Consider the following 20,129-nt stretch of genomic DNA (forward strand, 5'->3'; position numbering starts at 1 on the left):
TTTTGCAGACGAGGCGAAGACTATTAGTAAGCCTTGCCAGTCTTGTAGAAATTTTCGAAGCAGAAGTTGGTCGCGTCGATGTAGCCTTCAGCACCACCGCAGTCGAAACGCTTGCCCTTGAACTTGTAGGCCATGACGCAGCCGTTCTGGGCCTGCTTCATCAGGGCGTCGGTGATCTGGATTTCGCCGCCCTTGCCTGGCTCGGTCTGTTCGATCAGGTCGAAGATGTCCGGGGTCAGGATGTAACGACCGATGATCGCCAGGTTCGACGGCGCGTCTTCCGGCTTTGGCTTCTCGACCATGCTGTGCACGCGGTAGATGTCGTCGCGGATCATTTCGCCAGCGATGACACCGTACTTGTTGGTTTCCTGCGGATCGACTTCCTGGATCGCGACGATCGAGCAGCGGAACTGCTTGTACAGCTTGACCATCTGGGTCAGTACGCCGTCGCCGTCGATGTTGACGCAAAGGTCATCCGCCAGGACCACGGCGAACGGTTCGTCACCGATCAGTGGGCGGCCAGTCAGGATTGCGTGGCCCAGACCTTTCATTTCGGTCTGACGGGTGTAGGAGAACGAGCACTCGTCCAACAGCTTGCGGATACCGACCAGGTATTTTTCCTTGTCGGTGCCCTTGATCTGGTTTTCCAGCTCGTAACTGATGTCGAAGTGGTCTTCCAGAGCACGCTTGCCACGGCCGGTGACGATGGAAATCTCAGTCAGGCCCGCGTCCAGTGCTTCTTCAACGCCGTACTGGATCAGTGGCTTGTTTACCACCGGCAGCATTTCTTTAGGCATGGCTTTGGTCGCTGGGAGGAAGCGAGTGCCGTAACCGGCTGCTGGAAACAAGCATTTCTTGATCATATAAGTCCTTGAAAAGGCTGTGTGTACGAGTTTCGGGGCAGTCTAATCAGGCGGCGTGCGCCTTACAATGCCCCGCGCTGGCTAACCGATGCCAACATAGAGAAATATTCGCGCGGATAGTTCCATCCGGGTATTTCAGCGGCGGAGTCAGCGTAGCTCAAGATCCGGGCAAACAGGATCACCATACGCTTATCAGCCCCCATTGCGAGCATTTGCCGCTATCATGGCGCCTTTGAACCAGCGAATGAGACAGACTAGATGGCTGCGGTAAAAATCATCAACGGGTATGTGATCGACAAGAAAGACGGCAAGTGGACGCTGACCACTACCAATGGCGAACATATCGCCGGGCCTTTCGACAGCGAGCAGATGGCGACAGATGTGGCCTCGGTGTTCACTGATACGCCTGCTTCTTCCAAGCGCCGAGGCAAAGATCAGGACTGATCCTTTTAGCACTTGCGCCAAGCCCTGCCAGCATGCAGGGCTTTTTTGTGCTTTGTTGGCAAACAAGTGGCCAATCGCTATAACCTTTTCATCGCGGCGCTGTCAGAGCAACCAGTCCCCCACTTGAAGACCTCGCAACCATGAACCTGAACAAACTGCAGCCGCTTTTCGCGGTATTGGTACTGAGCGGCTGTGCCACTTCGCAGCCCACCTATCTGAACAATGGCGAACAGGGTCTGAGCATCGACTGTTCCGGCGAAGCCAACTCATGGGCCATGTGCTACGAAAAGGCCGATGCATCCTGCGCCGGCACCGGCTATCGCATCGTCGGCACTGATGGCACACCGGCGCCCAAGGAAGATGACAAAACCCTGGGCGTTGACGTTGGCAACTACAAGACGCGCAACGTCGTGGTCGTCTGCAAGTAAGCCTTACATGTGGATTTCGGCGAATTTGATCCCGAGGCCACGGACGACCTCGATCAGGTCGTCGAGCCGATTGAAGGACTCGACTTCATCATTGTCATCCACCAAAAAGTAGCTGCGCCCTGCACTCTTCTTGAAAAACACGATCCATTCACCCGGATTCGCCGGGTTCTGGATGACATGAGTGGCAGAGATAAGGCCCTCTGCGTGGCGCTCCCGCACGTGCTCTCGCTTCATTGCGACTCCATAAATGACAATGCCGCCACAGCAGGACTGTGACGGCATCGGGTGCTGATGTTCGATAGTCTATCAGCCGGAAATACAGGCGTTCGCAGCTTTCTGTACATCGCGAGGGCGAACCGGCACGTTGGACATGCGCTCATGCAGCTTGATGCTGCTGCCGCCGGCGCGATCTTCGATATCAAACACGGCTGCCGGGCCTGACGAAAGTTTGCCGGGAACGATGACTCGTACACCGTCTTTCTGCGGCTGGACTTGCAACGCACCACGACTGTCAGCGAGCTTGTCGGTCAGACACTGCGCATACTCCTGGGGCTTTTTGCCGGAGATCACGCTCATGGTTGGCAGCGTTTCATTGATTTCGGAAACATTTGCACAACCGGCCATCGCCAGAATCAACGGCACACACACCACACCCCACTTCATATAAATCCTCCGTTAAAGACCGTCCGACAGCACAAATGCCGCTTTTCTCCGGGGCCTTGTGCATTTAACCCGCCCGCCATGGCGAAGTTCTGTTCAAAATTTGTCAAAGCAACGCCCGACGGCCAGATAATAACCCGTGCGGGCTGATAAACTGCGCCCATCGACAAGCTATCGTTTTGATTTAGTAGAAAAAGCCCTTCTGGAGGCGCCCATGAAATTCATTCACCAGCGCGAGCACCTCAACGAAGACGACATCGTCGTCATTCAATGCTCGCAGATGTGCAACATCCGTTTGATGAACGACGCCAACTTCCGCAGCTTCAAAAACGGCGGCCGTCACACCTACCACGGCGGCGCGTTCGACACGTTCCCGGCACGCATCACTGCACCGAGCACCGGCTTCTGGAACATCACCATCGACACCGTCAACCGCCGCGCAATCAGCGTGACGCGCAAGCCGACGCTGACCCACTCGATCAAGATCATCCGTCGCTCCAGCACTAAACTGAGCTGAGACGCGCAGCCTATTCTGAAAGGGAAACATGACCGTGGCGCAAAAAACCAAATACGTGATCAAGTACAAACTGGACGGTGAACAGCGTTTCGAATTCGCTGAACTAGAAACCGGCACTGACGAGGAAGCGAAGGCGGCGCTGAAGAAAATGCACGCTGACGAAGAGCTCAGTGACATCAAGGTCAGCAAAGCGCTGTAACCAACACCATGCAACCGACCACGTTTGACCTGTTCGCCGACAACGAACCCCTACAGCAAGCCCGCGCCGAGCAGATCGGCGAACAATCGTGGGTGCTGCGCGGGTTCGCCTTGCCGCAGGTCGAGCAACTGCTGACCGGGCTCGACGCCATTCTTGCCGCCGCCCCGCTACGCCACATGGTCACGCCCGGCGGTTTCAGCATGTCGGTCGGCACCAGCAGTTGCGGACAGCTGGGCTGGATCACCGATCGCAGCGGTTACCGCTATTCCAGCGTCGATCCACTCAGCGGCTTGCCGTGGCCGTCGATGCCGGCGGTGTTTGCCGATCTGGCGCACGAGGCGGCGGAACGCGCCGGGTTTACGGATTTTCAAGCCGACTCCTGCCTGATCAACCAGTACGTCCCCGGCGCCAAGATGTCGCTGCATCAGGACAAAGACGAAAAAGGTTATGCCGCGCCCATCGTTTCGCTGTCGCTAGGTTTGCCGGCAATGTTTCTGTTCGGCGGCTTCGAACGCAGCGATAAAACCCAGCGCATTCCGCTGTTGCATGGCGACATGGTGGTCTGGGGCGGCGTGGACCGCCTGCGCTATCACGGCGTGCTGCCAATCAAACCTGGCCGTCACCCGCTCTTGGGCGAGCGGCGCATCAACATCACCTTCCGCGTCGCGGGCGTTCAATAAAAGTTTGACCGCAAGGCGCGGAGTGTTGCGGGTTACGATGCTGGTTAACCTGACTCAAACAGGTCAACGGATCCCCTCTCATGGACACGCTTTCGAAGACAATCAGCATTGAGCACGATCCTCGCTGGGCCGCTGTGGTGGCGCGCGATCCGCGTGCCGACGGGCAATTTGTCTATGCGGTCAAAACCACTGGCATCTACTGCCGGCCGAGCAGTCTGGCGCGCCTGCCGAAACCGCAGAACGTCGAGTTTTTCGACAGCGCCGAACTGGCCGAAGCTGCCGGGTATCGGCCAAGCAAACGCGCCAGCAAGGATCAGAGTGATGCGCAGCATGCAGCGATCGTGGCTGCAGCCTGTCGGCAGATCGAGACCTGTGAGACGCTGCCGGCGCTCAACAGCCTCGCGGCCACCGCTGGCCTCAGCCCTTTTCATTTCCACCGGCTATTCAAAGCCGCGACCGGCCTGACGCCCAAGGCTTACGCCACGGCGCATCGCTCACGCAAACTGCGTGCGCGCCTGGCGGACGGCGGCTCGGTGACCGACGCGCTGTATGACGCTGGCTTCAATTCCAACAGCCGCTTTTACGAATCAGCCCATCAACTGCTGGGCATGAAGCCCACCGATTACCGCGCCGCCGGGCAGAACAACGACATTCGCTTTGCCGTTGGCCAATGCTCGCTGGGGGCGATTCTGGTGGCGCAAAGCGAACGTGGGATCTGCGCGATTCTGCTCGGCGACGATCCGCATCAGCTGGTCTGCAACCTGCAGGATCAGTTTCGCAAGGCCAACCTGATCGGCGCCGACCGCGAATTTGAACAGTTGATCGCCAGCGTCGTCGGCTTTGTCGAAGCGCCCGCGACGGGCCTGAAATTGCCGCTGGATATACGCGGCACAGCGTTTCAGGAGCGCGTCTGGCAGGCGCTGCGCGAGATCCCGCCAGGCAGCACGGCCAGTTACGCCGAGATCGCGCAACGCATCGGCGCGCCGACTTCGATGCGTGCGGTGGCCCAGGCTTGCGGGGCCAACCGTTTGGCGGTGGCGATTCCCTGCCACCGCGTGGTGCGCAGTGACGGCAATCTTTCCGGCTACCGCTGGGGCGTCGAGCGCAAACGCCAACTGCTTGAGCGCGAACTCAACGATTGACGTCGACCACCACCCTGCCCCGCAGTTGCCCGGCGAGTAATCTGGGCGCGGCCTCAAGGGCTTCGCTCAAGCTGATTTCGTGACTGATCAATTGCAATAACGAGAAATCCAGATCCTTGGCCAGTCGGCCCCAGGCCTCGATACGGCGCGCCTTGGGCTGGGTCACGCTGTTGATCCCGGCCAGCGTTACGCCGCGCAGAATGAACGGTGCTACCGAGGCCAGGAAATCCATGCCTTGCGCCAACCCGCATGCCGCGACCACGCCTTCCGAGCGTGTGCTGGCGCAAGCATTCGCCAGCGTATGACTACCGACCGAATCGACCACCGCCGCCCAGCGCTCTTTCGCCAACGGCTTGCCCGGTTCGGACAAGGTGGCTCGATCGATGATGTCGGCAGCACCCAATTGCTGCAGGTATTCATGCTCGGACACCCGTCCGGTGGATGCCACCACGCGGTATCCCAACTTGCTGAGCAAGGCGATGGCAAAGCTGCCGACCCCGCCATTGGCGCCGGTGACCAGCACTTCGCCGTGATCCGGTGTCAGGCCATGGCGCTCCAGCGCCAGAATGCACAGCATTGCCGTGTAACCTGCGGTGCCGATGGCCATGGCTTGCGCCGGGGTGAAAGCTTCGGGCAGTGGAATCAGCCAGTCACCGTTGAGCCGAGCCTTTTGCGCCAGTCCGCCCCAGTGGCTTTCACCGACGCCCCAACCGTTGAGCAGCACCCGATCGCCCGCCTTGAAATCGGCATGCGAACTGGACTCGACAGTCCCCGCCAGGTCGATCCCCGGTACCATGGGAAACTTGCGCACCACCGGGCTGCTGCCGGTGATCGCCAGGCCATCTTTGAAATTCAGGGTGCTGTACGCGACGTTCACGCTGACGTTGCCTTCGGGCAGTTGCTGCTCATCGATTTGCTGCAGATTGGCGCGATAACCGCTGTCGTCTTTGTCGATCAGAATGGCATTGAACATGACGGCCCCTCGAAAATAATGGGAAGAAAGCGTGCCCTGAAATAACACATCGCAACACATTGCCACACTCGACTTTCGCTAAGCCACCCGCACCGACGCTGAAAAACTGCACGTAATGTTCAGAATTTCAGACTGGCCCCGCAGCCGGTTTTGCTGCTAAAACCGCTTGCCGTCCCTGCCCGTTTCATCGTTCGGAGAATTGCTTTATGAGCCAGTGGCCAGACACCCGTATCCTTGATCTTCTCGGTATCGAACTGCCGATCATCCAAGGCCCGATGGCCGGTGCGACCAATTCTTCGATGGTGATTGCCGTGTGCAATGCCGGCGGCCTCGGTTCAATGCCGGCAGCGATGCTGAGCATCGAGCAACTGCGCGAAGAACTGAAGACGATTCGCCAGCACACCACCAAGCCGTTCAACGTCAATTTCTTCTGCCATCAGCCACCGGCGCCTGATGAGCAGCGAGCCCGGGACTGGAAAAATCTGCTCGAACCTTACTACCGCGAACTCGGTGCCGATTTCGAGGCGCCGACGCCGGTGTCCAACCGTGCTCCTTTCGACGAGACTGCGTGTGCCGTGCTCGAAGAATTCCGCCCCGAAGTGGTGAGTTTTCATTTCGGGTTGCCGGAGAAAAATCTGCTTGATCGGGTCAAGGCAACCGGGGCGAAAATCCTTTCGTCTGCGACTACGGTCGAAGAAGCGATCTGGCTGGAGCAACACGGCTGCGATGCGATCATCGCCATGGGTTATGAGGCGGGCGGGCATCGCGGGATGTTTCTCAGCGATGATCTGAGCAGCCAGGTCGGCACCTTTGCACTGGTGCCGCAGGTGGTCGACGCGGTGAAGGTGCCGGTGATTGCGGCGGGTGCAATTAGCGATGCCCGAGGCGTTGCAGCCGCGTTGATGCTCGGCGCCTCGGCGGTGCAAGTCGGCACGGCGTACCTGTTCACGCCGGAAGCCAAAGTCAGCGCCTCACACCACAAGGCCCTGCGTACCGCCAAGGAAAGCCAGACCGCCATCACCAACATTTTCACCGGACGTCCGGCGCGGGGCATTGTCAATCGGGCGATGCGCGAACTCGGCCCGATGTCAGCGCAAGCGCCAGCCTTTCCGTTGGCCGGCGGCGCGCTGATGCCGCTGCGAGCCAAGGATGACGCCGATTTTGCCAATCTGTGGGCCGGTCAGGCGCTGACGTTGGGCAAGGATATCGGCAGCGCTGAACTGACCCGGCAACTCGCCGAGGGCGCATTGGCGAAACTCAACCGTCATTGAATTTACGCGGCGAGCGGATTTATTCCCTCGCCACTTGGCGGCATATCGCTATATATTTCCGTATACAGCGATTGCGCCCGTGTATCGGCGTTATCCAAAGCAAAGCATTCAATGCCGATCACGGAGCCTTTACATGACACCTGCTGCCACACGCCTCGCCCCTGCCTGTCTCGCCTCATTCCTCGCATTTTTCAGCATCGGCGCCGCGCAGGCTGACGAAGTGCAAGTGGCGGTCGCCGCCAATTTCACCGCGCCAATCCAGGCCATCGCTGCCGACTTCGAAAAAGACACCGGGCACAAACTGGTCGCTGCTTACGGCGCAACCGGCCAGTTCTACACCCAGATCAAAAACGGCGCGCCCTTCGAAGTGTTTCTCGCCGCTGACGACAGCACCCCGGCAAAACTCGAACAGGAAGGCGAAACCGTCAAAGGCTCGCGCTTCACCTACGCCATTGGCACCCTGGCGCTGTGGTCGGCAAAAGAAGGTTATATCGATGCACAGGGTGACGTGCTGAAAACCAACCAATACCAGCACTTGTCCATCGCCAACCCGAAAGCCGCGCCATACGGTCTCGCCGCCACCCAGGTGCTGGAAAAACTCCAGTTGAGCGAAGCCACGAAAAGCAAAATCGTCGAAGGCCAGAACATTACTCAGGCCTACCAGTTCGTCTCCACCGGCAACGCCGAACTGGGCTTTGTGGCGCTGTCGCAAATCTTCAAGAACGGCAAAATCAGCAGCGGCTCGGCATGGATTGTTCCGGCCACCCTGCATGAACCGATCAAACAGGACGCGGTGATCTTGAACAAAGGCAAGGACAGCGCTGCTGCCAAGGCCCTGGTCGATTATCTCAAAGGGCCGAAAGCCGCTGCGGTGATCAAGTCCTTCGGATATGAACTGTAAATGTCGCTGACCAGTGCCGACTTCGCCGCGATCTGGCTGACCCTGAAACTGGCGTCGCTGACCACCGTGATCCTGCTGGTGATCGGCACACCGATCGCGTTATGGCTGTCGCGCACCTCGTCTTGGTTGCGCGGCCCGATTGGCGCCATCGTCGCCCTGCCGCTGGTGCTGCCGCCGACGGTGATCGGCTTTTATCTGTTGCTGGCGCTGGGGCCGCACGGTTTTCTCGGCCAGTTCACTCAATGGCTGGGGCTGGGCACGCTGACGTTCAGTTTCACCGGGCTGGTCATCGGCTCGGTGATCTACTCCATGCCGTTCGTGGTGCAACCGCTGCAAAACGCTTTCTCGGCAATCGGCACCCGCCCGCTGGAAGTCGCCGCGACGTTGCGCGCCAATCCCTGGGACACGTTCTTCAGCGTGATCCTGCCGCTGGCGCGCCCCGGTTTCATCACCGCAGCGATTCTCGGTTTTGCCCACACCGTCGGTGAATTCGGCGTGGTGCTGATGATCGGCGGCAACATTCCCGACAAGACCCGCGTGGTCTCGGTGCAGATTTACGACCACGTCGAAGCGCTGGAATATGCCCAGGCGCACTGGCTGTCCGGGGCGATGCTGGTGTTCTCGTTTCTGGTGTTGCTGGCGCTGTATTCCAGCCGCAAAACCCGCGCAGGCTGGAGCTGATCGATGATTGATGTACGCCTGAAACGCACTTATCCGGGGTTCGAACTGGATGTTGATCTGCAAGTGCCAGGCCGGGGCGTCACCGCGCTGTTTGGCGATTCCGGCTCCGGCAAAACCACCTGCCTGCGCTGCATCGCCGGGCTGGAGCGCGCCGAGCAGGGTTTTGTGCAGATCAACGACGAGGTCTGGCAGGACAGTGCCAATGGCATCTTCGTCCCGCCGCATAAACGTGCGCTTGGCTACGTGTTTCAGGAAGCCAGCCTGTTCCCGCATCTGTCGGTGCTGGCCAATCTGGAGTTTGGTCTCAAACGCATCGCCAAGTCGCAACGCCGGGTCGATATCAACCAAGCGACCGAACTGCTCGGCATCGGCCATTTGCTCGAGCGCCATCCGCAGCATCTGTCCGGCGGCGAGCGGCAGCGCGTCGGCATCGCCCGCGCCCTGCTGACCAGCCCGAAACTGCTGCTGATGGACGAACCACTGGCGGCTCTCGACAGCCGGCGCAAGAGCGAAATCTTGCCGTACCTGCAACGCCTGCACGACGAACTGGATATTCCGCTGCTGTACGTCAGCCATGCCCAGGATGAAGTCGCGCGTCTGGCCGATCATTTGGTATTGCTCCGTGACGGCAAAGCTCTCGCCAGCGGCCCGATCGGCGAGACCCTCGCGCGTCTGGATCTGCCTTTGGCGCTTGGCGATGACGCCGGGGTGATCATCGAAGGTCAGGTCAGCGCCTACGATGCCACCTATCAATTGCTCAGCCTGCAACTGCCAGCTACCGAAATGAACATTCGCGTCACCCATGCGCCGATGGCCGTGGGCCAAGCCCTGCGCTGCAAGGTGCACGCACGTGACATCAGCCTGGCGCTGAACAACGATGCAGCCAGCAGCATTCTCAATCGTCTGCCCGTTACCGTCATCAGCGAACAGGCCGCTGACAACAGTGCCCATGTGCTGATCCGCCTCGATGCGGGCGGCACGCCGCTGCTGGCGCGGATCACCCGCTTCTCGCGTGACCAATTGGGCGTGCACCCGGGCCAGCGGCTGTGGGCGCAGATCAAGGCGGTGGCGGTGCTCGCGTAAATCATTCGGCACGACGGCCAGCGCCTGCGGTCAATCAGTTACAGACTGCCGTATGACCGAAGGAAACCGCCATGCCCGATACCGTGCTGACAGATGCCCTGCCCGCCGATCTGCATTACGTCGATGACACTCAGCCTGGTATCACCCGGAAAAAACTGCGCGGCAAGTTCGTCTATTTCGAACCGTCGGGCCAGCGCATCACCGACCCGGACGAAATCAAACGCATCAACGCCCTCGCGGTGCCGCCGGCTTACACCGATGTGTGGATCTGCGCCGACCCGTGCGGTCATCTGCAAGCCACCGGCCGCGATGCGCGCGGGCGCAAGCAATACCGTTATCACGCACGCTGGCGCGAAGTGCGCGACGCCGACAAATACTCGCGCCTGCGCGAATTCGGCCTGGCCCTGCCCAAACTGCGGCGCCAGCTTGAGGCGCTGCTCGACGCCCCGGGCTTCAGCCGCGACAAGGTCATGGCCACGGTCATCACCTTGCTCGACGCCACGCTGATCCGCGTCGGCAATACCCAATATGCGCGGGACAATCGCTCTTATGGCCTGACCACGTTGCGCAGCCGGCATGTCGAGGTCAATGGCAGCGCGATCCTGTTCCAGTTCCGTGGCAAGAGCGGCATCGAGCACCAGATCACCGTCAAGGATCGGCGTCTGGCGCGAATCATCAAGCGCTGCCTGGAGATTCCCGGGCAAAACCTGTTTCAGTACCTTGATGAACACGGCGAACGGCACACTGTCACCTCCTCCGACGTAAACGCCTATCTGCAAAAGCTCACCGGCGCTGAATTCACCGCCAAGGACTACCGCACCTGGGCGGGCAGCGCATTGGCTTTGGCAGTGCTGCGCGAGCTGCAGCATGAGTCGGAAACCGAGGCCAAGCGCCATGTGGTCGAAGCGGTGAAGAACGTCGCCAAACAGCTGGGCAACACGCCAGCGGTGTGTCGCAAATGCTACATCCACCCTGCCGTGCTCGAACATTTCATGCTCGGCGCCCTTGCCGAACTGCCCCGCCCGCGAGTGCGCAAAGGCCTGCGCGCCGAGGAAGTGGCATTGGCGATGTTTCTCGAGCGGATGTGTGAAGTGAGCGAGGCGTCCTGAGTCGCACAAACCCCCTGCAGGCTCGCTCCTACAAGATTTGCCGATGAGCTGAGCCGGGTATTTTTTGCACGATCGCGCAGGGCTTCTATAGTTGATCTGAAGGTTCGCGCCATGCGGGCTTTTTGTTGCAACTCAGCCGTTTCAGCGAACGGAGGTGTTTCATGTCCGAGAAAGAGTCCATCACCACCCTCCTCACCCTGCTCGACGCCCGTCAGGCGCGCCTGGCAGCCGCCTGCAAAGAGATCGCCGACTGGGTTGATCATCAGGGCGGGCATCCGACAGCTTTGCGCATTCGCGACCGACTGCATGACATCGAAAAAGATGCGCCGCTTATTCGCGATACGCTTTCGACGCTCAAGCCAATTGATCGGCCGTTGCCACGATTCAGATAGTCGAGGTTCAATTAACTTCAACAACTGGCTCGGCGTCGGTGTAACTGTTTTTCTTTATTATCCATTGCGATTGAGCGTAGCCCCTTTAGTTATATGTGCACTACTGGCCAATACAAGTTGAAAGTGCAGGCACCGCTCATCGGATCAATTAAAAAAAATCAAAACACCGTGAACCGATATGCAATCGAAGTAGGTGTCCATGACGAAAACGGACATCACTAGCGAAACGTTAATAGATATCGGAGAGCTATCATGACCACCGGAAATAAAAATACAGGTAACGCCGGCAACGATCGTGACAAGATGCAAGAGTCCGGGAAAAAAGGCGGACAGTCTGGCGGCAACTTCGCCAACGATCGTGAAAAAGCATCCGAGGCTGGTCGCAAAGGCGGACAATCCAGCCACAGTGGAGGTCGCAAGTCGTAAATGAGCAATACAAGGGCAGCCTCGCTGCCCTTGTAATATTCGACGGAGCGCAAAGATGAACACCTCCACACATACGCCTCCAAGCCAGTTACACCAACGCGAAGGCGCTGAAGTTGTTCCAGAAGCGACGCGCAGCTCCCCGGAGAAACTGCCGGACGACGCTGGGTCTTCGTGCATTGAAAGAAAACCTGGCCACCCGCAGCACAGTGATCGTGCCCAACATGAATGTTACGAGCGCAGGCAGTTGAACGTTGACTCTGAAAACTCTCGAGAAACGCAAACGACGCCAACGTACGAACGCTGCTCCTGACTGACGGGCACCAGTCCTTGCGCAAAGAGTTCGTTAGCAGGCCGCCGGCCCGTCGAGGAAATTGCCATGCCTGTTCACGTGATTAACTTTACCGGCCCGATCAATGCTTCAACCTGCGGCCAGCTGATTGACAGAGCCTCGCGTGCGGTAAAGGAAGATGCCCCCAGGTTGATTCTGAACATCGCTACCATGGGTGGCGAATGCAGTTACGGTTTCACGATGTACAACTTTCTGATGGCGCTGCCCGTGCCGGTACACACGCATAACCTGGGAACGGTCGAGTCGATGGGCAATATCGTTTTCCTCGCCGGCCAGCGCCGCACTGCGTGCACTCATAGCAAGTTTCTGTTTCACCCTTTTCATTGGCACTTGCAGGGAGCGGTTGATCATTCGCGCATGTCGGAATATGCCATGAGCCTGGATTACGACTTGCATCTGTACGCGCAGATTGTCGCCGAGCGTACCAGTAACGGGAAAAATGCATTGGAGACAGAAAAATACCTGACAGCGGCTCCGCGCATTATCAATCCTGAAGAAGCTTTGCATGCCGGGCTGATCACAGCGGTTGAAGACACCGAGATTCACGCAGACTTTGTCTGCTCATGCATTTACTCCTGAAGCCCCTCCTGAATAACGCGTCGTTTTAGATGCGTTTCATTCTATTCAGACCGCCACTCTCAGCAGCGACATTACAAGATCATGTAGTGCATTGGCGCCTCAACTTGTACACGCCCCAACGCGCGGTATAACGCTAAACAAGCGGCGTATGCCGGTCATCCCAGCCAAAAGAATTTTCTCTGAATTATTCATTTCGCCAGACATCCCTCTTTTTAACAGACGGAGGAAATGTATGAGCGCAGTGGACTTGTACGTGATCGAGTACCTGTTACATGGAAAGCCCAGGTCATTCGTCATTCGCACAAAAAACATGAACAACGCCGAAGCGTGGCAGTGGGCAAGTTGCGACGCAGGAATCGCGCCCATCCCCCGCCCCGGTAGGCCTCCGTTGAAACGTTTTTCCAAACCAATGGCGGAACGCTTCGGCGTAACCGAGGTGCAATGGCGCGAGTCGGTGCCTCTGGTGTGGGAGGAGGATCACGCAAAATGAATGAGCGCACGTTGAAATTCGGTTTCGGCCGATCGTGGGGTGACGAGATGGCAGAAAACGCCGCGATGTTCCGCGAGGCCGACCTGCTGGAAGAGGCGGCCTACAGAATCATTGAGCATGACGCCGACAGCCCTGAGGCCTGGGCCCGTTTCAGCGAAGCCAAGGCTCTGGCCGACGCCAAGCGAACGGCGGCCTATCAGGACTGGATGCGCATCAAGCGCGCAATGAGCAAGCCGCGCTCGAAATAGCGGACTGGCGCCTCATGGCTTGAGGATCAGCAGCGGTTCGCCTTTCGGGACGACGTAAGTGGCCAGTTCGACGCCTTTCTCGTTGCCGACGTTTTTGGCCACATGCGCAACGCCCGCCGGAATGAACAACGAGTCACCGGCCTTGAGTATCACTGGCGCCCGCCCTTCGAGCTGATACTCGAACGTGCCGCTGATGACATAGGCGACTTCCACGCCGGGATGCGCATGCCGAGGCGAGGTGACGCCAGCGTCGAAATCAATACGCGCCTGAATCACTTCGCGATTTTCAGCGCCGAGATCCTGGCGAACCAGATCAGTACGGCTCAGACCTTTCTGCCAACTCGTCGCCGGCGCATCCGCCGCATGGGCGAAACCGGCAAGGGAGGCGAAGACAACGGCAGAAGCCAGAAACAGTGGACGGTACATGGTGGTGCCCTCTTGAACGTAGTGTTGGTGTGAGGGCTACTTTGGGCTCGGCATGTAGGGCGGATGTGTCTCGAAGGCGCAGTTTGGTGTTGCCGTGTGTATCGGCTGAGCGGTGATACACGCTTATACAAACGTGTCGCGGTCCCCGTCCGGGCCATGGTGGGAAAGAATCTGTAAACTGCCGCAATCTTCATTCACCCAAACAAGAGATGCCCATGGCCAATCAAGACATCATCTTCACGCCTGATCCGGACACCGATTCGATTTCTTCCGACGTCGCCACCTTTGGCGGGATCATGGTCTCGACGCAAATCCCGACCCGCGCCGATGGCAGCCTGGAACTCGGCGGCATCACCGAGCAAAGCGAGTGCACCCTGCAAGCGCTGAAAGTCGCCTTGGAACGTGCTGGCAGTTCGATGGACCGGGTGCTGCACCTGACCATTTACCTCACCGACATGGGCGATCGCGGGGCTTTCAATGAAGTGTACAAACGCTATTTCGCCAAGCCTTGGCCAGTGCGGGCAGCGGTGGGCGTCGCCTCGCTGGCGGTTGAAGGGATGCGTGTGGAGGTGACGGCGATGGCGGCCAAGGGCTGATTTGCGGAAATACTGCGTAGGCTGCCGCCACGATTCCGGTTGCGGCGTACGCAGTGAAATACTCAAGGGCGCGCGCCAAACACAGCAGCCACCAGGATGCGGCCGTTTGGCATGCGCTGGCTCGCTCGTTGAGCGAATTGGCTTCAACGGTCTATTCACAAAACTTAAAGGGGACCGCTAGCTATAACAAACAGTTTACCTTCTGATACCCGGTATGTTTGCCCGCGGTGCTCGATTTCAAAATTGAATGTTGCCGTAATCGAATCGATGCCTTCTTCGTGTTTGCGAGCAAACTCTATTGTTCCTGTTTTCGCATATAAAATTTCATGCGACATAGTCATCAATCCCGCCACAGGGCTTCCGAACCCGCCAACTTCATGTCTACCGTCCGCAAGGGAGCGATCTATCACAAATGAAATAATCTCACCCACCTCGTCCGTAAAATATTGACCAATAACGCTGAACGTCTCCTTTGTGCCGAAATAGAGATGCCGAGTAGCGGAGAATATTGGCTTGCCTATGCCCGGATGATCGGGTGAAACGACCGCTTTGTAATACACTTCGGCCTTCTTCTGCGGACGCGATTTAAACGACGCGAAATCCGAGATACCAATCGTCGCGAAGGCGTTATTACCTTTCATGATATTAATCTCCAATGTCTTGCGTGATATAGGCCAGAGCGACTTTCCCGCTCCCACCTGATGTTCACGCTTTGGACGCGGACGGACAACTGACAGACTTTACAGTTATGCATTGCCTCGTATTGTGCTAGGTCCTTCGTACCTGATATCGGCACGCTGATGCCGCCCAGGTGTTTCACAGGTACAATGCGCCCCTTGCCCGTGACCGCCTGACTAAAAAAACTATGTCCTTGCCCAAGCATCACCTGGAATTGCTCAGCCCTGCCCGCGATGTCGCCATTGCCCGCGAGGCCATCCTGCATGGCGCTGACGCCGTGTACATCGGCGGCCCGAGCTTCGGCGCACGCCACAACGCCTGCAACGAAGTCAGCGAAATCGCCGAACTGGTCGAGTTCGCCCGCCGTTACCACGCGCGCATCTTCACCACCATCAACACCATCCTGCACGACAACGAACTGGAGCCGGCGCGCAAGCTGATCCATCAGTTGTACGACGCCGGCGTCGATGCGCTGATCGTTCAGGACCTGGGCGTGATGGAGCTGGACATTCCGCCGATCGAGCTGCACGCCTCGACCCAGACCGATATCCGCACGCTGGAGCGGGCGAAGTTCCTCGATCAGGCCGGTTTCTCCCAGTTGGTACTGGCCCGAGAACTGAACCTGCAAGAAATCCGCGCCATCGCCGATGAAACCGACGCGGCCATCGAGTTCTTCATCCACGGCGCGCTGTGCGTGGCCTTCTCCGGCCAGTGCAATATTTCCCACGCGCAAACCGGCCGCAGTGCCAACCGAGGCGACTGCTCCCAGGCTTGCCGCCTGCCGTACACCTTGAAAGACGAAAAGGGTGGCGTGATCGCTTACGAAAAACACCTGCTGTCGATGAAAGACAATAACCAGAGCGCCAACATCCGCGCGCTGGTCGAAGCAGGCGTGCGTTCGTTCAAGATCGAAGGTCGCTACAAGGACATGGGCTATGTGAAGAACATCACCGCCTATTACCGCCAGCGTCTGGACGACGTGCTCGAAGACCGCCCTGACCTGGCCCGCGCCTCCAGCGGCCGCACCGTGCATTTCTTCCTGCCCGACCCGGAAAAGACCTTCCACCGTGGCAGCACCGACTATTTCGTCACCGATCGCAAGATCGACATCGGCGCCTTCGATTCGCCAACCTTCACCGGGCTGCCGGTCGGCACGGTGGAAAAAGTCGGCAAGCGTGACATGCAGGTTGTCACTCACGAGCCGCTGTCCAACGGCGACGGCCTGAACGTGCTGGTCAAGCGCGAAGTGGTCGGCTTCCGCGCCAACATCGCCGAGGCCAAAGGCGAGTTCGAAGAAGACGGCGAGAAGCGCTACCGCTACCGCGTCGAGCCGAACGAAATGCCCGAGGGCCTGTTCAAGCTGCGTCCAAGCCACCCGCTCAATCGCAACCTTGATCACAACTGGCAGCAGGCGTTGCAGAAAACTTCTTCGGAACGTCGCGTAGCCCTGAGCTGGTTCGCCCGCCTGCGCGAAGAACAGCTGGAAGTGACCGCGACCAGCGAAGAAGGCATCAGCGCCAGCGTCACCCTCAACGGGCCGTTTGGTGTCGCCAACAAGCCTGAACAAGCGCTGGAGCAATTGCGCGACCTGCTTGGTCAGCTCGGCACAACCCAGTACCACGCCACCGACATCAAGCTGGATGCGCCGCAAGCGTTCTTCATTCCCAACTCGCAGCTCAAGTCGCTGCGTCGCGAAGTGATCGAAGCGCTGACTGCGGCGCGTATCGCCGCGCATCCGCGTGGCAGCCGCAAGGCCGAAACCACGCCGCCGCCGGTGTACCCGGATTCGCACCTGACCTTCCTCGCCAACGTCTACAACCAGAAGGCCCGCGACTTCTACCACCGTCACGGCGTCAAGCTGATCGACGCGGCGTACGAAGCTCACGAAGAGCCAGGCGAGGTGCCGGTGATGATCACCAAGCACTGCCTGCGTTTCTCCTTCAACCTGTGCCCGAAACAGGCCAAAGGCGTGACCGGCGTGCGCACCAAGGTCGCGCCGATGCAGTTGATCCACGGCGATGAAGTGCTGACGTTGAAGTTCGATTGCAAGCCGTGCGAGATGCACATCATCGGCAAGATGAAAGGCCACATTCTGAACCTGCCGCAGCCGGGCAGCGTGGTCGGCCACATCAGCCCTGAAGACCTGATGAAAACCATCCCGCGCGCACCGCACTGAGTGACCGGCGTGCGCGGTGCTTCGGCATCGCGCACGCATGCCTGGCACGAGCGCGGTAAATCGCAGGCATAAAAAAACGCCAACTTCTTGCGAAGTTGGCGTTTTTTCGTAGATGGCAGGGGCGGCTGGATTCGAACCAACGCATGGCAGGATCAAAACCTGCTGCCTTACCGCTTGGCGACGCCCCTGTAGCTCTGATCAGCGGCTCCGTTAGGATCGCTGTGAGAACGGGGCGCAATTTAACAACATTCATTTCATTTGGGAAGCCCGAAATAAAATTTTTTTTGTTTTAAAACAGCCACTTATTATTTTCGCGCGAAAACTCACCGTTTCATCGCCATGTATCACACTGTGTACGCGCCCCGCTGCTACACAACCCAATGCAAAAACGCTCTCTGGCGACACAGAGCAGATACCTCGCCACGCTTCAATGCACCCAGGGTTTCAAGGGTTCATCCAGCCCCTTGGCCACAGGCACGCAAAGGAGACGTCAGCATGAAACAGGCTCTGCACACCTCTAAAATCACAGCCGCGCTCGGCTTGTCAGTCCTGGCGCTGTCACTGTTCGGCGCCGTCGGCAGCGCTCAGGCGCAAACCACTGAACCGGCCGCCGTCAGCTATTCGGCGCCCTCGCCTTTCGGCCCGCTGAAGCACATCAAGGCTGGCTTGCTCGACGTGGCCTACGCCGAAACCGGCCCCGCTGATGGCCCAGTGGTGATTCTGCTGCACGGCTGGCCCTACGACATTCACAGCTACGACGATGTCGCACCACTGCTCGCGGCCAAGGGTTACCGCGTGCTGATGCCGTATGCACGGGGTTATGGCGACACGCAGTTCCTGTCCAAAAACACCCTGCGCAACGGCCAACCGGCGGCGCTGGCCAGCGACGTGATCGACTTCATGGATGCGCTGAAGGTCAAGCAAGCAGTGCTGGGCGGCTACGACTGGGGCGCGCGTTCGGCGGACATCGTCGCAGCATTGTGGCCGGAGCGCGTCAAGGCGTTGGTGGCGGTCAGCGGCTACCTGATCGGCAATCAGGCCGCCGGGCAAAACCCGCTGCCGCCGAAAGCCGAATTGCAGTGGTGGTACCAGTTCTACTTCGCCACCGAACGCGGCCGTGCCGGCTATGAAAAGAACACCCACGACTTCGCCAAACTGATCTGGCAGCTGGCTTCGCCGCAGTGGAAGTTCGACGACGCCACTTTCGACCGCAGCGCCCAAGCGTTGCAGAACCCCGATCACGTCGAAATCACCGTGTTCAACTACCGCTGGCGGCTGGGCCTGGTGCAGGGCGAGGCGAAATATGCCGCGCTGGAAGAAAAATTGGCTACTGCGCCTTCGATCAGCGTGCCGACGATTACCCTGGAAGGCGACGCCAATGGTGCGCCACATCCCAAGCCTGAGGACTATGCCAAGCGTTTTACCGGGAAATATCAGTTCCGGTTGATTGAGGGTGGGGTTGGGCACAATTTGCCCCAGGAAAGCCCGGCGGCGTTTGCGCAAGCTGTAATCGATGCTGATCGTCTCTGACAGACCCGCCCGCAATACCCCTCACCCTAGCCCTCTCCCGGAAGGAGAGGGAACTGATTGGGGGATATTCGAGATTTACGCCGACCTGAAAGCGCTGTATTGAATCCAAAGTCGACGTCCATCTTTCAGGTCGATGTACAGCGCAAGATACCTCGGTCGGCTCCCTCTCCCTCTGGGAGAGGGCTGGGGTGAGGGTTTTTGGGGATTGCACCGGTCGATCTATTTAACCAGCCGTTTTTCCTTCGAAGGCCGATAACCAAAATACGAGCTGTAGCACTTGCTGAAATGGCTCGGTGAAACGAAACCACACGCCACCAGCACTTCCACCTGCGACAGCTCGGTGTGTTGCAGCAGGCGCCGTGCTTCGGTGATGCGCAGTTCCAGGTAATAGCGCTGCGGCGTGGTGCCCAGTTGTTCCTTGAACAAGCGCTCGAGCTGGCGCCGCGAGCGGCCGGCGTAGACCGCCAGTTGTTCCAGCTCCAACGGTTCTTCGAGGTTGGCGTCCATCAGCTTGATCACTTCCCGCAACGGCGCGCTGACGCAGATGTTTTCATCCGGTTTGATCCGCCGGTAGCGCGATTCCTCAAACGCCAGAATGTCCTCGACACCCTCGACCAGCGCCTTGCCGTGCAGGCTTTTGATCCAGTCCAGCGCCATGTGGAAAGCCCCCGATGGGCTCGACGCGGTGAGACGGTCGCGGTCGATCACATAAGGCTCGCTGCTGACGTGCGTAGCCTTGGCAATTTCCGTCAACGCGGGGCGATGTTCCGGGTGAATCGCGCAACGGTAGCCGTCGAGCAACCCGGCACGCCCGAGAAACCACGAACCGTTCCACAACCCGGCCAGACTGACGCCCCGCTCCGCCGCGAGTTTGAGCAAGTGCACAAACCCATCGCTCGCTCGCAGTTCAGTGCGATAACCGCCGCAGACCACCAGCAGATCCAATTCCTCGAGCGCTGCTGAGTCCAGACGCGCATCGGGGCGGATCACCAGCCCCAGGTCGCTGATGACCTCGCCCTCACCCAGCCCGAAGGTGCGCGAGGTAAACAGCCCCGGGCGCAACAGATTGGTAGTCACCACGGCGTCCAGCGTCTGCGTAAAGGCCGGTAGCGAAAAGTGTTCGAGCAGCAGAAAACCGGTGCGCGTCAACTGCGCGTTATCGCTTTGCTCATTCAGATAGCGGAGGTTTTTCCCCTTCATGCCTCCGCTGAATTGGCGTCGTTCGGTCAAGTTTCAATCCATCGGTCACATTGTTGTGCGCCGATAGTTGGCCGGAACCGGTAAAGAG

General features: G+C 58.8%; 25 protein-coding genes, 1 tRNA gene and 1 pseudogene. 19 read left to right on the top strand and 8 right to left on the bottom strand.

Annotated elements, in window-relative coordinates; translation table 11 throughout:
* Positions 1 to 23 precede the first annotated feature (23 nt).
* On the bottom strand, positions 24 to 863 hold the full coding sequence (galU, locus tag J2Y39_RS07195; protein ID WP_024013124.1) for a UTP--glucose-1-phosphate uridylyltransferase GalU: 840 nt from the start codon (positions 861 to 863) through the stop codon (positions 24 to 26).
* Between the two features lie 258 nt (positions 864 to 1,121).
* On the opposite strand from galU, the gene J2Y39_RS07200 reads away from it, so the two are divergent.
* Both J2Y39_RS07200 and J2Y39_RS07205 read left to right on the top strand, forming a co-directional pair.
* The gene (locus J2Y39_RS07200; RefSeq protein WP_016774922.1) at positions 1,122 to 1,307 is read left to right on the top strand and encodes a hypothetical protein; all 186 of its coding nucleotides are present in this window, start codon (positions 1,122 to 1,124) and stop codon (positions 1,305 to 1,307) included.
* A 140-nt stretch (positions 1,308 to 1,447) separates the two neighbouring features.
* Positions 1,448 to 1,735 (top strand): hypothetical protein, encoded by a 288-nt coding sequence (locus J2Y39_RS07205; RefSeq protein WP_016774923.1) that lies wholly within the window; start codon positions 1,448 to 1,450, stop codon positions 1,733 to 1,735.
* Between the two features lie 3 nt (positions 1,736 to 1,738).
* Here J2Y39_RS07205 and J2Y39_RS07210 read toward each other — a convergent pair whose 3' ends face one another.
* Both J2Y39_RS07210 and J2Y39_RS07215 read right to left on the bottom strand, forming a co-directional pair.
* A complete protein-coding gene (locus J2Y39_RS07210) occupies positions 1,739 to 1,969 on the bottom strand; it encodes a hypothetical protein (RefSeq protein WP_016774924.1) in 231 nt (76 codons plus the stop codon).
* A gap of 72 nt (positions 1,970 to 2,041) precedes the next feature.
* Entirely contained in the window at positions 2,042 to 2,398 is a 357-nt protein-coding gene (locus J2Y39_RS07215) for a hypothetical protein (RefSeq protein ID WP_016774925.1), read from the bottom strand.
* Between the two features lie 211 nt (positions 2,399 to 2,609).
* Between J2Y39_RS07215 and J2Y39_RS07220 the strand changes: the two genes are divergently transcribed.
* The 4 genes from J2Y39_RS07220 (at position 2,610) to ada (ending at position 4,933) form a co-directional block, all read left to right on the top strand.
* Entirely contained in the window at positions 2,610 to 2,912 is a 303-nt protein-coding gene (locus J2Y39_RS07220; RefSeq protein WP_007912251.1) for a DUF1883 domain-containing protein, read from the top strand.
* Between the two features lie 28 nt (positions 2,913 to 2,940).
* The gene (locus tag J2Y39_RS07225) at positions 2,941 to 3,111 is read left to right on the top strand and encodes a hypothetical protein (protein ID WP_016774926.1); all 171 of its coding nucleotides are present in this window, start codon (positions 2,941 to 2,943) and stop codon (positions 3,109 to 3,111) included.
* An 8-nt stretch (positions 3,112 to 3,119) separates the two neighbouring features.
* Positions 3,120 to 3,791, top strand: coding sequence for a DNA oxidative demethylase AlkB (gene alkB, locus J2Y39_RS07230; RefSeq protein WP_310216294.1), 672 nt, complete (start codon positions 3,120 to 3,122; stop codon positions 3,789 to 3,791).
* Positions 3,792 to 3,871: 80 nt separating this feature from the next.
* Positions 3,872 to 4,933: a bifunctional DNA-binding transcriptional regulator/O6-methylguanine-DNA methyltransferase Ada gene (gene ada / locus J2Y39_RS07235; protein ID WP_310216297.1), complete on the top strand. Its 1,062-nt coding sequence runs from the start codon at positions 3,872 to 3,874 to the stop codon at positions 4,931 to 4,933.
* Here ada and J2Y39_RS07240 read toward each other — a convergent pair.
* Positions 4,923 to 5,906: an MDR family oxidoreductase gene (locus J2Y39_RS07240; protein ID WP_310216300.1), complete on the bottom strand. Its 984-nt coding sequence runs from the start codon at positions 5,904 to 5,906 to the stop codon at positions 4,923 to 4,925. The two genes, ada and J2Y39_RS07240, sit on opposite strands and share 11 nt — an antisense overlap.
* 206 nt (positions 5,907 to 6,112) lie before the next feature.
* Here J2Y39_RS07240 and J2Y39_RS07245 point away from each other — a divergent pair, with 206 nt between their 5' ends.
* The 10 genes and pseudogenes from J2Y39_RS07245 (at position 6,113) to J2Y39_RS07290 (ending at position 13,435) form a co-directional block, all read left to right on the top strand.
* Positions 6,113 to 7,177: a nitronate monooxygenase family protein gene (locus tag J2Y39_RS07245; RefSeq protein WP_252876403.1), complete on the top strand. Its 1,065-nt coding sequence runs from the start codon at positions 6,113 to 6,115 to the stop codon at positions 7,175 to 7,177.
* 133 nt (positions 7,178 to 7,310) lie between these two features.
* Positions 7,311 to 8,078: a molybdate ABC transporter substrate-binding protein gene (modA, locus tag J2Y39_RS07250; protein ID WP_310216304.1), complete on the top strand. Its 768-nt coding sequence runs from the start codon at positions 7,311 to 7,313 to the stop codon at positions 8,076 to 8,078.
* Positions 8,079 to 8,759: a molybdate ABC transporter permease subunit gene (gene modB / locus J2Y39_RS07255; protein ID WP_076562644.1), complete on the top strand. Its 681-nt coding sequence runs from the start codon at positions 8,079 to 8,081 to the stop codon at positions 8,757 to 8,759.
* Positions 8,760 to 8,762: 3 nt separating this feature from the next.
* Positions 8,763 to 9,842, top strand: a complete 1,080-nt coding sequence (gene modC / locus J2Y39_RS07260; protein WP_310216307.1) for a molybdenum ABC transporter ATP-binding protein — start codon at positions 8,763 to 8,765, stop codon at positions 9,840 to 9,842.
* A gap of 71 nt (positions 9,843 to 9,913) precedes the next feature.
* Complete coding sequence (locus tag J2Y39_RS07265) at positions 9,914 to 10,951, top strand: DNA topoisomerase IB (RefSeq protein ID WP_150740954.1); 1,038 nt, start codon at positions 9,914 to 9,916, stop codon at positions 10,949 to 10,951.
* 161 nt (positions 10,952 to 11,112) lie between these two features.
* Positions 11,113 to 11,343, top strand: a complete 231-nt coding sequence (locus tag J2Y39_RS07270) for a hypothetical protein (RefSeq protein ID WP_016774936.1) — start codon at positions 11,113 to 11,115, stop codon at positions 11,341 to 11,343.
* A gap of 309 nt (positions 11,344 to 11,652) precedes the next feature.
* Positions 11,653 to 11,769, top strand: a pseudogene (locus tag J2Y39_RS07275) (general stress protein); the annotation flags it as partial.
* A 376-nt stretch (positions 11,770 to 12,145) separates the two neighbouring features.
* Entirely contained in the window at positions 12,146 to 12,697 is a 552-nt protein-coding gene (locus tag J2Y39_RS07280) for an ATP-dependent Clp protease proteolytic subunit (protein WP_041480149.1), read from the top strand.
* Positions 12,698 to 12,929: 232 nt separating this feature from the next.
* Positions 12,930 to 13,187: a DUF6555 family protein gene (locus tag J2Y39_RS07285; RefSeq protein WP_041480147.1), complete on the top strand. Its 258-nt coding sequence runs from the start codon at positions 12,930 to 12,932 to the stop codon at positions 13,185 to 13,187.
* Complete coding sequence (locus J2Y39_RS07290; RefSeq protein ID WP_310216316.1) at positions 13,184 to 13,435, top strand: hypothetical protein; 252 nt, start codon at positions 13,184 to 13,186, stop codon at positions 13,433 to 13,435. The genes J2Y39_RS07285 and J2Y39_RS07290 overlap by 4 nt, the downstream gene beginning before the upstream one ends.
* Before the next feature lie 12 nt (positions 13,436 to 13,447).
* On the opposite strand, the gene J2Y39_RS07295 is transcribed toward J2Y39_RS07290, so the two are convergent.
* Positions 13,448 to 13,861, bottom strand: coding sequence for a cupin domain-containing protein (locus J2Y39_RS07295; protein ID WP_310216319.1), 414 nt, complete (start codon positions 13,859 to 13,861; stop codon positions 13,448 to 13,450).
* Between the two features lie 215 nt (positions 13,862 to 14,076).
* Between J2Y39_RS07295 and J2Y39_RS07300 the strand changes: the two genes are divergently transcribed.
* The gene (locus J2Y39_RS07300) at positions 14,077 to 14,457 is read left to right on the top strand and encodes a RidA family protein (RefSeq protein WP_024013136.1); all 381 of its coding nucleotides are present in this window, start codon (positions 14,077 to 14,079) and stop codon (positions 14,455 to 14,457) included.
* 164 nt (positions 14,458 to 14,621) lie between these two features.
* On the opposite strand, the gene J2Y39_RS07305 is transcribed toward J2Y39_RS07300, so the two are convergent.
* The gene (locus J2Y39_RS07305) at positions 14,622 to 15,098 is read right to left on the bottom strand and encodes a hypothetical protein (protein ID WP_252876408.1); all 477 of its coding nucleotides are present in this window, start codon (positions 15,096 to 15,098) and stop codon (positions 14,622 to 14,624) included.
* A gap of 224 nt (positions 15,099 to 15,322) precedes the next feature.
* On the opposite strand from J2Y39_RS07305, the gene J2Y39_RS07310 reads away from it, so the two are divergent.
* Complete coding sequence (locus J2Y39_RS07310; RefSeq protein WP_150635123.1) at positions 15,323 to 17,311, top strand: U32 family peptidase; 1,989 nt, start codon at positions 15,323 to 15,325, stop codon at positions 17,309 to 17,311.
* A 113-nt stretch (positions 17,312 to 17,424) separates the two neighbouring features.
* Here the strand turns inward: J2Y39_RS07310 and J2Y39_RS07315 are convergent.
* Positions 17,425 to 17,499, bottom strand: a tRNA-Gln gene (locus J2Y39_RS07315).
* Positions 17,500 to 17,806: 307 nt separating this feature from the next.
* Here J2Y39_RS07315 and J2Y39_RS07320 point away from each other — a divergent pair.
* Positions 17,807 to 18,841 (top strand): alpha/beta hydrolase, encoded by a 1,035-nt coding sequence (locus J2Y39_RS07320; RefSeq protein WP_310216323.1) that lies wholly within the window; start codon positions 17,807 to 17,809, stop codon positions 18,839 to 18,841.
* Positions 18,842 to 19,060: 219 nt separating this feature from the next.
* Here the strand turns inward: J2Y39_RS07320 and J2Y39_RS07325 are convergent, their stop codons facing one another.
* Positions 19,061 to 20,071: a GlxA family transcriptional regulator gene (locus J2Y39_RS07325; RefSeq protein ID WP_191636952.1), complete on the bottom strand. Its 1,011-nt coding sequence runs from the start codon at positions 20,069 to 20,071 to the stop codon at positions 19,061 to 19,063.
* Positions 20,072 to 20,129 lie beyond the last annotated feature (58 nt).

Source organism: Pseudomonas sp. 2957, assembly GCF_031456345.1.
In the GTDB taxonomy this organism is placed as follows: domain Bacteria; phylum Pseudomonadota; class Gammaproteobacteria; order Pseudomonadales; family Pseudomonadaceae; genus Aquipseudomonas; species Aquipseudomonas siliginis.

Bases quoted from the DNA above. Each gene is read 5' to 3' on its own strand.
- J2Y39_RS07310 (WP_150635123.1), top strand. From the start codon at position 15,323: ATGTCCTTGCCCAAGCATCACCTGGAATTGCTCAGCCCTGCCCGCGAT.
- J2Y39_RS07270 (WP_016774936.1), top strand. From the start codon at position 11,113: ATGTCCGAGAAAGAGTCCATCACCACCCTCCTCACCCTGCTCGACGCC.
- J2Y39_RS07320 (WP_310216323.1), top strand. From the start codon at position 17,807: ATGAAACAGGCTCTGCACACCTCTAAAATCACAGCCGCGCTCGGCTTG.
- J2Y39_RS07225 (WP_016774926.1), top strand. From the start codon at position 2,941: ATGACCGTGGCGCAAAAAACCAAATACGTGATCAAGTACAAACTGGAC.
- J2Y39_RS07295 (WP_310216319.1), bottom strand. From the start codon at position 13,861: ATGTACCGTCCACTGTTTCTGGCTTCTGCCGTTGTCTTCGCCTCCCTT.
- J2Y39_RS07220 (WP_007912251.1), top strand. From the start codon at position 2,610: ATGAAATTCATTCACCAGCGCGAGCACCTCAACGAAGACGACATCGTC.
- J2Y39_RS07245 (WP_252876403.1), top strand. From the start codon at position 6,113: ATGAGCCAGTGGCCAGACACCCGTATCCTTGATCTTCTCGGTATCGAA.
- modB (WP_076562644.1), top strand. From the start codon at position 8,079: ATGTCGCTGACCAGTGCCGACTTCGCCGCGATCTGGCTGACCCTGAAA.
- J2Y39_RS07215 (WP_016774925.1), bottom strand. From the start codon at position 2,398: ATGAAGTGGGGTGTGGTGTGTGTGCCGTTGATTCTGGCGATGGCCGGT.
- J2Y39_RS07210 (WP_016774924.1), bottom strand. From the start codon at position 1,969: ATGAAGCGAGAGCACGTGCGGGAGCGCCACGCAGAGGGCCTTATCTCT.
- J2Y39_RS07240 (WP_310216300.1), bottom strand. From the start codon at position 5,906: ATGTTCAATGCCATTCTGATCGACAAAGACGACAGCGGTTATCGCGCC.
- modC (WP_310216307.1), top strand. From the start codon at position 8,763: ATGATTGATGTACGCCTGAAACGCACTTATCCGGGGTTCGAACTGGAT.
- alkB (WP_310216294.1), top strand. From the start codon at position 3,120: ATGCAACCGACCACGTTTGACCTGTTCGCCGACAACGAACCCCTACAG.
- J2Y39_RS07205 (WP_016774923.1), top strand. From the start codon at position 1,448: ATGAACCTGAACAAACTGCAGCCGCTTTTCGCGGTATTGGTACTGAGC.
- galU (WP_024013124.1), bottom strand. From the start codon at position 863: ATGATCAAGAAATGCTTGTTTCCAGCAGCCGGTTACGGCACTCGCTTC.
- modA (WP_310216304.1), top strand. From the start codon at position 7,311: ATGACACCTGCTGCCACACGCCTCGCCCCTGCCTGTCTCGCCTCATTC.
- J2Y39_RS07280 (WP_041480149.1), top strand. From the start codon at position 12,146: ATGCCTGTTCACGTGATTAACTTTACCGGCCCGATCAATGCTTCAACC.
- ada (WP_310216297.1), top strand. From the start codon at position 3,872: ATGGACACGCTTTCGAAGACAATCAGCATTGAGCACGATCCTCGCTGG.
- J2Y39_RS07290 (WP_310216316.1), top strand. From the start codon at position 13,184: ATGAATGAGCGCACGTTGAAATTCGGTTTCGGCCGATCGTGGGGTGAC.
- J2Y39_RS07265 (WP_150740954.1), top strand. From the start codon at position 9,914: ATGCCCGATACCGTGCTGACAGATGCCCTGCCCGCCGATCTGCATTAC.
- J2Y39_RS07200 (WP_016774922.1), top strand. From the start codon at position 1,122: ATGGCTGCGGTAAAAATCATCAACGGGTATGTGATCGACAAGAAAGAC.
- J2Y39_RS07305 (WP_252876408.1), bottom strand. From the start codon at position 15,098: ATGAAAGGTAATAACGCCTTCGCGACGATTGGTATCTCGGATTTCGCG.
- J2Y39_RS07285 (WP_041480147.1), top strand. From the start codon at position 12,930: ATGAGCGCAGTGGACTTGTACGTGATCGAGTACCTGTTACATGGAAAG.
- J2Y39_RS07300 (WP_024013136.1), top strand. From the start codon at position 14,077: ATGGCCAATCAAGACATCATCTTCACGCCTGATCCGGACACCGATTCG.